The organism is Actinoallomurus sp. CA-142502 (assembly GCF_050936355.1).
In the GTDB taxonomy this organism is placed as follows: Bacteria; Actinomycetota; Actinomycetes; order Streptosporangiales; family Streptosporangiaceae; genus Actinoallomurus; species Actinoallomurus iriomotensis.
Window position 1 is genome coordinate 312,415 of sequence record NZ_JBNJMY010000001.1, and the last position, 13,223, is coordinate 325,637.

Consider the following 13,223-nt stretch of genomic DNA (forward strand, 5'->3'; position numbering starts at 1 on the left):
TCTCGCTGTGGTGCGTCAGCTACCGCTACCGCTGAGCCACAGGTTGGTGTAGTCGAACTGCTGAGCGATCGGCAGCCACGTGGCGCCCTTGACCCGCGAGGAGTGGTACCACGGGGTCTTCTGCGCCATGAAGGGCACGATGGCCGCGTCCTTCATGATCTGCTGGTCGGCCTGGTGCCAGTAGTTCGAGGCCTCGTCCACCGTCTTGGCCGTGAGGGCCTTGTCGATGAGACCGTTGGTGATGGGGCTGTCGTAGTCACCGTAGTTCGAGGTGCCGTCGGCCCAGTTGCGGCCGTCGAACAGCGGGGAGACGACCGCGCGGCCGTTGTTGCCGAACCAGTCGGGCACCCAGCCCGGGGCGGCGACGTCCCACTTGCCGGCGGTCGTGTTGTCCGTCTTCTGCAGGAACTGCGTGTAGAAGTCGGCCTGCGGAACCGGCACGCCCTCGACGGTGATGCCACACGCCTTCATGTCCTGCGCGTAGCTCTGGAAGATCGCCGGGTGGTTGCCCGCCTGGCGGTAGGCGGCCTTGATCTTGAAGCCGTTCGGGTAGCCGGCCTCGGCGAGCATCGACTTGCACTTGGCCGGGTCACCCTGGCTGCCGTTCGTCGGGTACAGGTTGTAGTCCTGGTAGCCGACGCTGTCCGGCGGGATGACGGTGTTCAGCGGCGTGTTGTACTTCGGGCCGCCGTAGATGCGGGCCAGCGCCACCTTGTTGATGGCGTACTCGATCGCCTGCCGCACCTTGAGCTTCGACATCGCCTTGTTGGCGTTCGGGCTCTTGAAGTTGAACACCAGGTACGGGTTGGAGATCGGCGGGCCGTTGACCGTCAGGTTCGGGTCGTTGCTCTTCGCGAGGCGACCGAGCGCCGACGCCGGCACCGGCTGGTCGAGGGAGATGTCGGCGTTGCCGCCCTCGAGCTGCTGCTGGACGGTCTCGGGCGACTCCTGGCCCTCGGTGACCTCGATGCGGTCCACGTACTGGTGGCGCAGCGGGTCGCTGTCCTGCTTCCAGTTCGTGTTCTTCTCCAGCACTATCTGCTTGCCGGGGTTGAACACCGTGATCTTGTACGGGCCGGCCGACACCAGGTGCCGGAACTCATCCGGGGTGTTCGGCACGTACTTGTAGTACTCCACCGGCACGGCCGAGGCGAAGGTCATGCCCAGCAGGCTGATGAAGTCCGAGGCGGGCTTGGTCAGCGTGAACTGGATGGTGTAGTCGTCGAGCGCCTTGACACCGGAGATGTCGTGGCTGTTCTCGTAGTCCTCCATCCCCTTCGTGTCCTGCTGGAGCTTCTTGTTCTTCAGGTACGGGTCGCAGTACGCCTGCATGCCCTTGATGTTGGGCACGTAGTAGTTCGGCGCACCGACCGGGGAGGCCGGGTTGCACATGTGCTTGAAGGCCCGCACGAAGTCACCGGCGACCATCGGCCGCGCCGGCTGCGTGTCCCACATGATGCCCTGACGGACCTTGATCTTGTAGGTCAGCCCGTCCTTGCTGATGCCGCCGTTGTCCATGGTCGGCATCTCGGCCGCGGCGTCCGGCACCGGGGTGCTGGCGGCCTTGGGGTCCTTCGATGCCGGGTAGGCGAACAGCTGGCGCGCGTAAGTCCGCTGGAGGGCGCTCGACGTCGTGCTGTAGGCACTGGTCGGGTCCAGGTTGTCCTGACCGCCGGCACCGACGAGCTTCAGCGTGCCGCCCTTCTTGGGCTTGCCGTCATCCGAGCCGCCGCTGCCGCCGCTCCCACCGCCGCAGGCGGCAAGGCCGACAGCGAGCACGCCGATGGCGGCTGCTGCCTTTAGCCCCGTCGTTCTACCAGTCATGTACGCCCTCCTCCGGCCTTGCGGCCGTCTTACGCTATGGGGTCAAAGCATGCCGGGGCAGGCACGCCTCAAGGTGCGAGAACACCCTGAGCCGGAGTCACTGTCCAGCTCAGATTGGTAAAGAGTGGGACTGGTTACTCAACCGTTCAGATCGCGAGACAAGCCCGTGACAACGTGACGACACACCGTTAATGGGGCATCGCGCTACGTGTCGCAAAATGTTGGGGGAGTCTTGGTCGGCGTATCCGCTCCGGTCGAGGCCTTTCCTCTCTCGCATTCCCGTCGCGACAGGCGGCCGATGCTGTGAGCGCCTGGAATACGCCCTGGCGTTCTAGCAGGTCACGGCCGTCCATCAAGGGGATTGTAGGCCGGTCGTCCCAGAACGCGGACATCAGGAGGCCCGTACGCGGATCGCGTACGGGCCTCCTCGTGTGTCGCGCGGCGCCACCACTCACATCCTCGGCGGTGGTGACTCTCCGCTCGCCCTCGTGGCTACCGCCAGTTAGCGTTACCGCTCGTGCCGCCGGTCGCGGTAGCTCCTCGCTACCGCTCGTGCCGCCGGTCGCGGTAGCTCCTCGCTACCGCTCCACCTTGCCGGAGATGAAGTCCTCGACGGCCTTGTGGGCCTCGTCGTCGTTGTACTGGACGGGCGGCGACTTCATGAAGTAGGAGCTCGCCGACAGGATCGGGCCGCCGATGCCGCGGTCCATGGCGATCTTCGCGGCGCGCACGGCGTCGATGATGACGCCGGCGGAGTTCGGGGAGTCCCAGACCTCGAGCTTGTACTCCAGGTTCAGCGGCGTGTCACCGAAGGACTTGCCCTCGAGGCGGACGTAGGCCCACTTGCGGTCATCGAGCCACGGCACGTGGTCGGACGGGCCGATGTGCACGTCGGCCTTTGCCATCTCGTGCGGGATCTGCGAGGTGACCGACTGGGTCTTGGAGATCTTCTTGGACTGGAGGCGCTTGCGCTCCAGCATGTTCATGAAGTCCATGTTGCCGCCGAAGTTGAGCTGGTACGTGCGCAGCAGCTCGACCCCGCGCTCCTCGAACAGGCGGGCCATCACGCGGTGCGTGATGGTGGCGCCCACCTGGGACTTGATGTCGTCACCCACGATCGGGACGCCGGCGTCGGTGAACTTCTGGGCCCAGGCGGGGTCGCTGGCGATGAACACCGGCAGCGCGTTGACGAACGCGACCTTGGCGTCGATGGCGGCCTGTGCGTAGAAGCGGTCGGCCTCCTCGGAGCCCACCGGCAGGTACGACACGAGCACGTCGGCCCGGGTGTCCTTGAGCACCTGCACGACGTCCACCGGCGTCTCGTCGGACTCCTGGATGATCTCGCGGTAGTACTCGCCGAGACCGTCGAAGGTGTGGCCGCGCTGCACGGTCACGCCGGACGGCGGGACGTCGCAGATCTTGATCGTGTTGTTCTCGCTGGCCACGATCGCCTCGGACAGGTCACGGCCGACCTTCTTGGCGTCCACGTCGAACGCGGCGACGAACTCCACGTCACCGACGTGGTAGTCGCCGAACTGGACGTGCATCAGGCCGGGGACGCGGATGTCGGGCGAGGCGTCCTTGTAGTACTCGACTCCCTGGACGAGCGAGCTCGCGCAGTTGCCTACACCGACAATGGCGACGCGCACTGAACCCATGCGGGGTGCTCCTTTTTTCTCTTGATGCCGGGACGCGCTCGCGTCTCTCAGCGGTTCTCTTCTTCTTGTTGCTGTGCGCGCTCGCGCCCGATCAGCTCGTTGAGCCACCGGACCTCGCGCTCGACCGACTCCAGCCCGTGCTGTTGCAGCTCGAGCGTGTAGTTGTCGACTCGCTCCCGAGTCCGGGCCAGCGCCGCGCGTACGCCCTCCAGCCGCTCCTCGAGGCGGCTGCGCCGGCCTTCGAGAATCCGCAGCCGTACGTCGGCGCGGGTGTGAGCGAAGAAGGCGAAATGCACTCCGAAGCCCTCGTCCTCCCAGGAGGCGGGGCCCGCCTCGGAGAGGAGCTCCTGCAGGCGCTCCTTTCCTTCGGCGGTGAGCTTGTACACGATCTTCGAGCGGCGGGTCGCGGCCGGCCGGACCGCCGCGGGCTCCTGGTCGTCCTCGATGATCAACCTCTGCGCGAGCAACTGCTTCAGGCAGGGGTAGAGCGAGCCGTAGGAGAAGGCACGGAACATGCCGAGCAGGGCGTTGAGCCGCTTGCGCAGCTCGTAGCCGTGCATCGGAGACTCGTGGAGCAGCCCGAGCACGGCGAGCTCGAGCTCGCCACCCTTGCCTCTCATGCGCCCCTCCGTTCGGCCACTTCCGTCCGACCACTCGCCTCGATGTATCGCTCGAATGTATCGAACCGATACATCAGAACGATACGGCGGCGGATGGACGGTCGCAAGCGCCCGCGTGCCGGGGCTTCCGGTGAAACCGGTGAGGGCGCGAGCCAGAGGCTGGGGCGACCCTTGCGGGACGTCGTACTCTGCTGGCATGTGGTCGCAGCGAATGGTCGTCGACTACGGGCTCGCCCGGCGGGCCACTCTGTCCGACCTGTTCTCCGGCGGGCTGACCGTCGACGACGCCTGCGACGCGCACCCGTACCTGCTGAGGGCCGCCAAGTACCACGGGGAGCCGACCGACAAGGAGTGTCCCGTCTGCCAGAAGGAGCGGCTCACCCATGTGACGTACGTCTATGGTGACCAGCTGGGCCGCTACGCCGGCCGGGTCAAGGCCACTCCGGAGCTCCAGCAGATGGCCCGCGAATTCGGAGAGTTCCGGGCGTATGTGGTCGAAGTATGCCAAAGTTGTGGCTGGAACCACTTGACTCTTTCGTACGTACTTGGACATGGGGAGACCAGCTCGGGCGAAGGTAGGACCGCACGCACGTAGCCGCGTTCCGGCGCGGAAACCCCACAGGCGGTCTCGTATGCCTGCCCGCCCCAGTACTGTCGGACGGATGTACGCCGTACCCCAGTGAACGAGGTCGCGTGAGTTACGGAAGCGATTACGGGCCAGAGTACGGGCAACGGGGAAACCAGAGGCCCACCCCGCCGACCCGGCCGCAGACGCCGGTCGGACGGTCGGATCGACCGTCGCTGCCCAGCGGCTCGCCGCAGGGCGGCGTCGAACGCTACGGGGGCCAGCAGCGCCGCCCCGGTGGCCCTCCGCGCCGTCCAGGCGGTCCCGGAGGCCCGGGCGGAGGCTCGGGCGGCCCGGGTGGTCCCGGTCGCCGGCGCGCCGGCGGTGGTGGCGGCGACGGAGGCCGTCGCGGGCCCCGCGGCAGGGTGCCGGAGAAAGAGGGCTGGCGGCGGTTCATGCCGTCGTGGAAGGTCGTCCTCGGCGTCATGGGCATCGGCACGCTCGCCTCGATCTGCATGGTCGGGGTCGCGTACGCGATGGTCAAGGTGCCCAAGGTGAACTCCGACGCGACGATCCAGGGCTCGACGATCTACTACAGCGACGGCAAGACCGTGCTGGGTAAGATCGGGTCTTCGCGGACGATCGTCCAGTTCGACCAGATCTCGCCGGCCATGCAGAACGCCGCGCTGGCCGCGGAGGACCGCAAGTTCTACTCCGAGTCGGCGATCTCCCCGACCGGCATCGCCCGTGCCATGGTCAACAACCTGTCCGGCGGTGACACGCAGGGTGGCTCGACCATCACTCAGCAGTACGTCAAGAACGCCTACTTGAACCAGCAGCGCACGATCACGCGTAAGTTCAAGGAGTTGTTCATCGCCGTCAAGGTCGGCAAGCAGCAGGACAAGAAGACGATCCTGCAGAACTACCTCAACACGATTTACTTCGGACGCGGCGCGAACGGCATCGAGGCCGCGGCCCAGGCGTACTACGGCGTGCCCGCCAAAAACCTGACGATCCAGCAGGCGGCCGTCCTCGCGGCAGCGATCAAAGAACCGGACGACGGCTCGGGGACCTCGTACTACGACCCGCGCAGCACGGGCAAGAAGCGCGCCGACGCCGTCGGCCGCTACAACTTCGTTCTCAACGGCATGGTCAAGATGGGCCAGCTGTCCCCGCAGGACTACGCCAAGTACAAAGACCGTCCGGCGATGACGATCAAGTACAAGGAGGCCCAGACCTACGCCGGCCAGAGGGGTTACCTGATCCAGCGCACGAAGAACGTCATGCGCAACATGGGTATCTCCGAGGCGGACCTGCAGACCAAGGGCCTGAAGATCTACACCACGTGGGACCAGGGCATGCAGGCGAAGGCCAAGACGGTCGTGGAGCGCACCCTCACCGCCAACCACCTGCCCAGCGACACCCGTGTCGGTCTTGTCACGATCGATCCCAAGAACGGGGAGATCAAGGCGGCGTACGGCGGCAAGGACTACCTCAAGCGCTACTTCGACGACGCCTTCCAGTCGACGGCCCAGGTCGGTTCGGGCTTCAAGCCGTACGTGCTCGCCACCGCGCTGAGCCAGGGCATCGGGCTCAAGAGCCGGTTCGACGCGAGCGCGCCCGCGTGGATCGACACCAAGGGAGACCGCGTGTCGCAGGGCGGCGACGCGTTCCAGGTGCACAACGACGAGGGCAACCCCACGAACCCGATCGTCGACCTCGTCACGGCGACCCAGATGTCCTACAACACGGTCTACGTACCACTCGGCTTCAAGGCCGGCTCCGACAACGTCGAGAGCCTCGCGGAGAAGGCCGGGTTGCCCGACGAAGCCATGAAGCCGCACGTCGGCCAGGCCGGTTTCTTCCTGGGCCAGTCCTCGATGACCGTGCTGGACCAGGCGACCGGGTACGCCACGATGGCCAACGACGGCGAGTACATCCGCCCGCACACCATCCGCCGGGTTCTGGACTCCCAGAGTCATCCGTACATGCAGTCGAAGTGGAAGAACGTCGAGCACAGGCGGGCGTTCGACGCCGACGTCGCGCACGACACTCAGTACGCCATGCAGTCCGTGGTCAAGACGGGCGGCACCGGCTTCCGGGCCGCGCTGCCCGGCCGGCAGGTCGCCGGCAAGACCGGTACCACGAACGAGAACAAGGCCGCCTGGTTCAACGGCTTCACCCCGAAGCAACTGGTGACCTCGGTCGGGATGTGGCGATACGACGATGCGATCACCAAGGGCAAGCACAAGCGCGCCGGCCGCTACCTGCCGATGGTGGGCATCGGCGGTATCCCGAGGGTCAACGGTGGTGACTTCCCGGCGCGGATCTGGCACGACTACATGAGCGCCGTGCTGCAGGGCAAGGAGGCCACGACGTTCCCGCCGCCGGCGTACGTCGGCGACGACCAGGCCTTCGCCACGCCGAAGCCGAGCCCGGACCCGACCCCGTCGGACACCCCGACGCCGACCTGCCTGCCGAACCAGAACCCGATGAGGGACCACTGCAAGCCCGATGACGGCGGCGGCCAGAACCCGGACTGCACCATGCACCCGAACCGGCCGCAGTGTCCGGACAGCACGCCTCCGACGACGCCGACCTGTAACCCGCTCACGGGCTGCCACACGCCACCGGGCAAGGGCGGGGGCGGAGACGGGCAGGACACGAACGGCCGCGCCGCGCGGCCGATCGACGACGAATAGTCTGACGGTTCATGCAGGAGCCCCAGGTCACCGACGGGGCCGGAGGAGTCGCGCGCTCCTCCGGCCCCGCCGCCGTACGCACCGGACCATGGCACGCGGTGCCCGCGCTGTTCGCCACGACCGTCGTCGTCTCGGTCCTGGGGTACCTGCAGAAGATGCCCTGCCGTGGCGTCGGCTTCGACTTCGTGCCGACGGTGCGCAACGCCTGTTACACCGACATCTATCCGCTCTACTTCGGGCGCGGCCTCGCCGACGGCAAGATCCCCTATCTCGACAAGATCCCTGAGCCGGTCGAGTACCCCGTGCTCACCGGCGGGTTCATGCACGTCATGGCCGTGATCTCCCGCTGGTTCGGCGGCCCGGACGCCGTCTCGCGCGGCATGTGGTTCTACGACCTGACGGCCGTGGCGCTCATCCTCTGCGCCGTCGTCACCGTCATCGCCACCGCGTACGCCGCGGGGCGGCACGGCCTGCGCGCCGGCCTGCTCGTCGCCGCCTCGCCCGCGCTGCTGCTGTCGGCGTACATCAACTGGGACCTGCTCGCCGTCGCGCTGTCCGCGCTGGCGGTCACGGCCTGGGCGCGGCGGCACCACGCCACCGCGGGCGTGCTGCTCGGCCTCGGTGTGGCCGCCAAGTTCTATCCGCTGCTGTTCCTCGGCCCGCTGTTCCTGCTGTGCCTGCGCGCCGGCCGGTGGCGGGAGTTCGGCCGCATGCTCGCGGGGGCGGTCATCGCCTGGCTCGTCGTGAACGTGCCGATCATGCTCGCGGCCTTCGACAGCTGGAGCCGCTTCTACACCTTCAACCAGGAGCGCCCGGTCGACTGGGGATCGATCTTCTTCATGGCCGGGCGCAAGGGCATGTCCTCCGTCGACAACGTGCCGACGCTGAACCTCATGGGCGAGGCCGGGTTCGCGGTGCTGGCGCTGCTCATCGCCCTGCTCGTGCTGCTCGCGCCGCGACGGCCCCGGCTGCCGCAGGTGCTGTTCCTCGTGCTGGCGGCGTTCCTGCTCACCAACAAGGTGTGGTCGCCGCAGTACGTCCTCTGGCTGCTGCCCGTCATCGCGCTGGCCCGGCCCAAGCTGCCCGCCTACCTGCTGTGGCAGGCCGGAGAGATCGTCTACTTCTTCGGCATCTGGTGGTACCTGATGGCCGGATCGCTGGAGCAGCCGGGAATGGGACTGTCCGACACGCTGTCGGCGGTGCTGTCCGGGCACGCGCCCGCCGGCGGCATCAACGACAACGTGTACTACATCGCCCTGCTCGCGCGGTTCCTCACCGTCCTGCTGCTCGCCGCGCTCGTCGTCGTCGACATCCTGGTCCCGCGGCTCGACGTCGTACGCCGCGACGGCGTCGACGACCCGGCCGGCGGTGTCCTCGACGGTGCGGAGGACCGGTTCGTGCTGCTCCGGCGTCCGGCATCCCAGGCAGCATGAGTGGCCGTTCGCACGGGTAAGGGCGCCGGCCTCATCTCCGCCGTCGGTACCGACCGCGCCGCGCTGGGCGCGTGGGCCGGCACCCGCCTGGGCGTGCTCGTCCTCTCCGTCGCGGTCGCGGCCTACTGGTCGTACGGGGACCTGAAGGACTCCTTCCTCGACCGGTGGACGCAGTGGGACGTCGACCTGTTCATCGAGATCGCCAAGTACGGCTACCGGGGCGATCCGAGCCAGCCGCAGGACGCGGGGCTGCCGGCGTTCTTCCCCGGCCTGCCGATCCTGATCCGCGCCGTCCACTACGTGGTCCCGAGCTGGGAGCTGTCGGCGCTGCTGATCAGCCTCGTGGCCGGGGCGGTGGCGATGGTCGCCCTCGCCCGTCTCGCCCGCCTCACGGGCGGGGACGCGAAGGCCGTGGTGGCGTTGCTGCTCAGCCCGTACGCGGTGTTCCTGTTCGCGGGGTACTCCGAGGCGCTGTTCCTGGCCTTCGCGGTGCCCGCCTGGCTGCTGGCCCGGCAGCGCCGCTGGGAGCCGGCCGTCCTGTGCGCGATGGGGGCGACGTGCGTACGCGTCACCGGGATCTTCCTCGCGGCGGCGCTGATCGTGGAGTTCCTCGTGGCGGACCGGCGATGGCGGCTGACACCGTGGCTCGTGCTGCCGTTCACACCCGTGGCCGCCTACGCGCTCTACCAGTGGCGGCGTACGGGTGACTGGCTGGCGTGGCAGCACGCCCAGCAGGAGGGCTGGGGCCGGTCGATGGCCTGGCCATGGGACGCGTTCCGTACGACGTGGCAGGCGGCGTTCGGGGACCACAACGAGTTCACCGGGGCCTTCCGGGTGGAGATCGTCGCGGCGATCGTGGGCGTCGCCCTGACCTGCTGGCTGCTGGCCCGGCGCCGCTGGTCGGAGGCGGTCTATGTCGGGCTCCCGCTCGCCTCACTCCTGACCTCGGCCTTCTACCTGTCGATCGGACGGGCGGCGCTGCTGTGGTGGCCGCTGTGGCTGGGCATCGGCAGGCTGCGGTGGCCGGCGTACCTGGTGGTGATCGTGGTGTTCGTGCCGCTGCTCACCGAGGAGGTCATTCTGTTCACCTCCGGGCACTGGGCCGGCTGAGGCTTCCGCACCGGGCGTCCGCGGGCGCATGATCGGGGTAGGGAGCTGCGAATGATCGAGGAACTGCTGACCGGGCGCCGGAAACCGGGCGTGCACTCGTGGGCCGCCGACCGGCGTGAGGCGGCCCGCGGCGTCACCGAGGCCGAGCGCGCGGGCTGGCGGGTGTTCTGGCTCGACGGCGCCGGTGTGCGCGACAAGCGGACGCTGCTGACGCGGTGTGCCGAGGAGTTCGCGCTGCCGTCGTACTTCGGGCACAACTGGGACGCGCTGCAGGACTCCCTGCGCGACCTGTCCTGGACGCCGGCGAACTGCGGATACCTCGTGGTGTACGACCACTGGGGCGAGCTCGCGGACGCCGACCCGGCCGCGCACCGTACGCTCGTGGACGTCTTCGAGACCGCCGTAGCCCACTGGCGGGACACCGCCACGCCGATGGCCGTGCTGCTGCTGTCGCCCGCCGAGCCCGGGGCCGGCGATCTCTAGAGGTTGTCGCGGAGCCAGGCGATGTCGGCGGCCTGCCCGTCGCCGGGCGTCTCGACGATGACCGGCGCGCCGGCCTCGCGCACGACCTTCAGGATCAGGTCGGGGTCGATCTTGCCGTCGCCGAGGTTCGCGTGCCGGTCGGCGCCGGAGCCGAAGGCGTCACGGCTGTCGTTGCAGTGCACCAGGTCGATCCGGCCGGTGATCGCGCGGACCCGGTCGACGATGTCCGCCAGATCCTCGCCCGCCGCGTGCGCGTGGCAGGTGTCCAGGCAGAAGCCCACGTCGAAGCCGTCGAGGGCGTCCCACAGCCGCGCGATGCGTTCGAGCATGCGCGCCATGGCGTTGTCGCCGCCCGCGGTGTTCTCGATGAGCACCGGAATGGGGCACTCCATGCGCTCGAAGACCTTGCGCCAGTTGTCGAACCCGACCTGCGGATCGTCCTTCTTCAGCACGTGGCCGCCGTGCACGATCAGGCCCTTGGCGCCGATCTTCGCCGCGCCGTCGAGCTGCTGGGCGAGGATCTTGCGGCTCGGGATCCGGATGCGGTTGTTCGAGGTCGCGACGTTGACGACGTACGGAGCGTGGACGTAGACGTCCACGTCGGAGTCGCGGATCGCCTCGTGACTCTCCGGCAGCACGGGGGCCTTCCACCCCTGCGGGTCGCCGAGGAAGAACTGCACGGCCTCCGCCTTCTTGGCGGCGGCGGAGGCGAGAGGGTCGGTCTGGTCCACGTGGGCTCCGATACGCACCATGGCGACGAGCCTACGCGCAAGAGACCGCCCGGAGCCCCATGCTTGCCGCGAGGAGCGCCGGACGGTCGCTCAGATCATGAACCCGCCGTGCCGGAGCCCGAGTCCGAGGCCCAGGAACGCCAGCCCGAGGCCGATGACGTTGACCCAGCGTTCGGCCGTCGTCGCCGAGACCAGCTGGGAGTACAGGCCGAAGACCACGGTCACGATGCCGACGCAGACCGCGATGAAGTGCGTGGGATGCACGGCGCCGCACACGAACGCGATCACCCCGCCGACGATCGTGACGAACGCGAGCGACGCCTCGCGCTGGTACTCGTGCGGGTGGGCCCGGTGGTGCACCGGCCGCTGGTGGGGGGTGTGGACGTCGGTGGCGCCGTTGTCCGCGGCGGTGTGGTCGCGGGGTCGCCGATGTTGATGCCTCGACAGAACGTTCCGCATGGTTTTCTTTCCCCCCGTGATTCCTCCGTTTTCGGGGTGATTCCCGCGGTGGCCTGGGCCCATGTCGGTGTGGGCGGGCCCGATTCTGTCCGACCCACCCGATACCCTCGAACGTGGTTTCGAACGGAGGCCTGAGATGATGACCCGCGACCTGACGGCCGTCGACGACGTCGAGCTGATCGAGGAGCTGTCCCTGCTGACCACCCAGACCGCGCGCATGCGGTCACGGATGGCCGACATCATGTCCGAGCTCGACCGGCGCAGGGCGAGCTAGTCCTCGCGTCCCGGACGATTGAGCTGCTCGTTGTTGGTAGCCTGTGTCGATCGCGCGGAGCCGATCCGCGACGAGACGCAAGGCCCTCCTGTCACGGAGAGACCGTGACCGCACCAGTCCAAAGGAGGTTGGGACTCGCATGCGTCGTTATGAGCTCATGGTCATCCTCGACCCCAACACCGAAGAGCGCACTGTCGCTCCGTCGCTCGACCAGTTCCTCACCGTCGTGAAGAGCGACGGCGGCAGCGTCGAGAAGGTCGACGTCTGGGGCCGCCGGCGCCTTTCGTACGACATCGACAAGAAGTCCGAGGGCGTCTACGCGGTGATCGACCTGACGGCCACCCCTGCCACGGTCAAAGAACTCGACCGGCAGCTGAACCTTCAGGACACCGTCCTGCGTACGAAGGTCATCCGGCCCGAGGCTCACTGAGTCTTCCGGCCGCCCACGTAATCCGAATCTGTTAGCTGGAGAGCCGCATGGCAGCAGGCGACACCCAGATCACGATCGTCGGCAACCTCGTCGACGATCCGGAACTGCGCTTCACCCCCAACGGCCAGGCGGTCGCGCGCTTCCGCGTGGCCTCCACCCCACGTTTCCGCGACCAGCAGTCCGGTGAGTGGAAGGACGGCGAGAGCCTCTTCCTCACCTGCAACGTCTGGCGGCAGGCGGCCGAGAACGTCGCCGAGAGCCTCCAGCGGGGCATGCGGGTGATCGTGCAGGGCCGGCTCCGGCAGCGGTCGTACGAGACCCGCGAGGGTGAGAAGCGCACCGTGTACGAGGTCGAGGCCGACGAGGTCGGTCCGTCCCTGAAGAGCGCCACCGCGAAGGTCAACAAGACCCAGCGGCAGGGCGGCGGGGGCGGCGGCTTCGGTGGCGGCGGCGGTGGCGGCCAGGGCGGCGGCGGCTTCGGCGGCGGCAACCAGGGCGGCGGCTTCGGCGGCGGCCAGGGTGGCGGCGGCGGCTTCGGCGGGGGCAACCAGCCCGCCGACGACCCGTGGGCCACCGGAGGCGGCGGCGGAGGATTCTCCGACGACCCGCCGTTCTAGCCCCTGCGACACCTCTCATCATCCAACCGACCATTCCCGCGCGAGCGGGGCTCTCCTAGGAGGAGCACCACGATGGCGAAACCGGCACCACGCAAGCCGAAGAAGAAGGTTTGCCTGTTCTGCCAGGAGAAACTCTCCTACGTCGACTACAAGGACACGGCGCTGCTGCGCAAGTTCATCTCCGACCGCGGCAAGATCCGCGCTCGCCGGGTGACGGGCAACTGCACCCAGCACCAGCGCGACGTCGCCACCGCGATCAAGAACGCCCGCGAGATGGCGCTGCTGCCGTACACCAGCACGGCTCGCTGAGAAGGGAG

Annotated in this window: 14 protein-coding genes; 9 read left to right on the top strand and 5 right to left on the bottom strand. The window is 68.1% G+C overall.

All coding sequences use genetic code 11. From position 1 onward, the window contains the following. Positions 1-15: 15 nt before the first annotated feature. From ACQEV1_RS01790 to ACQEV1_RS01800, 3 genes are all read right to left on the bottom strand, one after another. Positions 16-1,824 (bottom strand): ABC transporter substrate-binding protein, encoded by a 1,809-nt coding sequence (locus ACQEV1_RS01790; protein WP_285628912.1) that lies wholly within the window; start codon positions 1,822-1,824, stop codon positions 16-18. A 578-nt stretch (positions 1,825-2,402) separates the two neighbouring features. Continuing rightward, a complete protein-coding gene (locus ACQEV1_RS01795) occupies positions 2,403-3,482 on the bottom strand; it encodes an inositol-3-phosphate synthase (RefSeq protein ID WP_285628909.1) in 1,080 nt (359 codons plus the stop codon). 47 nt (positions 3,483-3,529) lie between these two features. Further along, on the bottom strand, positions 3,530-4,102 hold the full coding sequence (locus ACQEV1_RS01800; RefSeq protein WP_285577282.1) for a PadR family transcriptional regulator: 573 nt from the start codon (positions 4,100-4,102) through the stop codon (positions 3,530-3,532). Positions 4,103-4,298: 196 nt separating this feature from the next. Here ACQEV1_RS01800 and ACQEV1_RS01805 point away from each other — a divergent pair, with 196 nt between their 5' ends. The 5 genes from ACQEV1_RS01805 (at position 4,299) to ACQEV1_RS01825 (ending at position 10,395) form a co-directional block, all read left to right on the top strand. Continuing rightward, on the top strand, positions 4,299-4,697 hold the full coding sequence (locus ACQEV1_RS01805) for a DUF5318 family protein (protein ID WP_285628907.1): 399 nt from the start codon (positions 4,299-4,301) through the stop codon (positions 4,695-4,697). A gap of 395 nt (positions 4,698-5,092) precedes the next feature. Further along, entirely contained in the window at positions 5,093-7,369 is a 2,277-nt protein-coding gene (locus tag ACQEV1_RS01810) for a transglycosylase domain-containing protein (protein WP_285628904.1), read from the top strand. Positions 7,370-7,380: 11 nt separating this feature from the next. Next, positions 7,381-8,802: a glycosyltransferase family 87 protein gene (locus ACQEV1_RS01815; RefSeq protein WP_433390385.1), complete on the top strand. Its 1,422-nt coding sequence runs from the start codon at positions 7,381-7,383 to the stop codon at positions 8,800-8,802. Further along, positions 8,803-9,912: a mannosyltransferase family protein gene (locus ACQEV1_RS01820; RefSeq protein WP_433390388.1), complete on the top strand. Its 1,110-nt coding sequence runs from the start codon at positions 8,803-8,805 to the stop codon at positions 9,910-9,912. It abuts the gene before it with no gap. Positions 9,913-9,963: 51 nt separating this feature from the next. Then, the gene (locus ACQEV1_RS01825) at positions 9,964-10,395 is read left to right on the top strand and encodes a barstar family protein (protein ID WP_285628897.1); all 432 of its coding nucleotides are present in this window, start codon (positions 9,964-9,966) and stop codon (positions 10,393-10,395) included. Here ACQEV1_RS01825 and ACQEV1_RS01830 read toward each other — a convergent pair. Together ACQEV1_RS01830 and ACQEV1_RS01835 are read right to left on the bottom strand one after the other, a co-directional pair. After that, entirely contained in the window at positions 10,392-11,147 is a 756-nt protein-coding gene (locus tag ACQEV1_RS01830; protein ID WP_285628895.1) for a deoxyribonuclease IV, read from the bottom strand. The genes ACQEV1_RS01825 and ACQEV1_RS01830 overlap by 4 nt on opposite strands. A 69-nt stretch (positions 11,148-11,216) precedes the next feature. Then, positions 11,217-11,585, bottom strand: coding sequence for a hypothetical protein (locus ACQEV1_RS01835; protein WP_285628893.1), 369 nt, complete (start codon positions 11,583-11,585; stop codon positions 11,217-11,219). A 136-nt stretch (positions 11,586-11,721) separates the two neighbouring features. Here ACQEV1_RS01835 and ACQEV1_RS01840 point away from each other — a divergent pair, with 136 nt between their 5' ends. The 4 genes from ACQEV1_RS01840 to rpsR all read left to right on the top strand — a co-directional run bounded on the left by ACQEV1_RS01840 (position 11,722) and on the right by rpsR (position 13,215). Next, a complete protein-coding gene (locus ACQEV1_RS01840; RefSeq protein WP_285577270.1) occupies positions 11,722-11,859 on the top strand; it encodes a hypothetical protein in 138 nt (45 codons plus the stop codon). 139 nt (positions 11,860-11,998) lie between these two features. Continuing rightward, positions 11,999-12,289 (top strand): 30S ribosomal protein S6, encoded by a 291-nt coding sequence (gene rpsF / locus ACQEV1_RS01845; protein WP_285577268.1) that lies wholly within the window; start codon positions 11,999-12,001, stop codon positions 12,287-12,289. Between the two features lie 47 nt (positions 12,290-12,336). Continuing rightward, positions 12,337-12,906, top strand: coding sequence for a single-stranded DNA-binding protein (locus tag ACQEV1_RS01850; protein WP_285628889.1), 570 nt, complete (start codon positions 12,337-12,339; stop codon positions 12,904-12,906). 72 nt (positions 12,907-12,978) lie between these two features. Next, positions 12,979-13,215, top strand: a complete 237-nt coding sequence (gene rpsR / locus ACQEV1_RS01855) for a 30S ribosomal protein S18 (protein WP_252781265.1) — start codon at positions 12,979-12,981, stop codon at positions 13,213-13,215. The last annotated feature ends 8 nt before the right edge of the window (positions 13,216-13,223 follow it).

Bases quoted from the DNA above. Each gene is read 5' to 3' on its own strand.
- ACQEV1_RS01800 (WP_285577282.1), bottom strand. From the start codon at position 4,102: ATGAGAGGCAAGGGTGGCGAGCTCGAGCTCGCCGTGCTCGGGCTGCTC.
- ACQEV1_RS01835 (WP_285628893.1), bottom strand. From the start codon at position 11,585: ATGCGGAACGTTCTGTCGAGGCATCAACATCGGCGACCCCGCGACCAC.
- rpsR (WP_252781265.1), top strand. From the start codon at position 12,979: ATGGCGAAACCGGCACCACGCAAGCCGAAGAAGAAGGTTTGCCTGTTC.
- rpsF (WP_285577268.1), top strand. From the start codon at position 11,999: ATGCGTCGTTATGAGCTCATGGTCATCCTCGACCCCAACACCGAAGAG.
- ACQEV1_RS01840 (WP_285577270.1), top strand. From the start codon at position 11,722: ATGATGACCCGCGACCTGACGGCCGTCGACGACGTCGAGCTGATCGAG.
- ACQEV1_RS01790 (WP_285628912.1), bottom strand. From the start codon at position 1,824: ATGACTGGTAGAACGACGGGGCTAAAGGCAGCAGCCGCCATCGGCGTG.
- ACQEV1_RS01795 (WP_285628909.1), bottom strand. From the start codon at position 3,482: ATGGGTTCAGTGCGCGTCGCCATTGTCGGTGTAGGCAACTGCGCGAGC.
- ACQEV1_RS01805 (WP_285628907.1), top strand. From the start codon at position 4,299: ATGTGGTCGCAGCGAATGGTCGTCGACTACGGGCTCGCCCGGCGGGCC.
- ACQEV1_RS01815 (WP_433390385.1), top strand. From the start codon at position 7,381: ATGCAGGAGCCCCAGGTCACCGACGGGGCCGGAGGAGTCGCGCGCTCC.
- ACQEV1_RS01825 (WP_285628897.1), top strand. From the start codon at position 9,964: ATGATCGAGGAACTGCTGACCGGGCGCCGGAAACCGGGCGTGCACTCG.
- ACQEV1_RS01830 (WP_285628895.1), bottom strand. From the start codon at position 11,147: ATGGTGCGTATCGGAGCCCACGTGGACCAGACCGACCCTCTCGCCTCC.
- ACQEV1_RS01850 (WP_285628889.1), top strand. From the start codon at position 12,337: ATGGCAGCAGGCGACACCCAGATCACGATCGTCGGCAACCTCGTCGAC.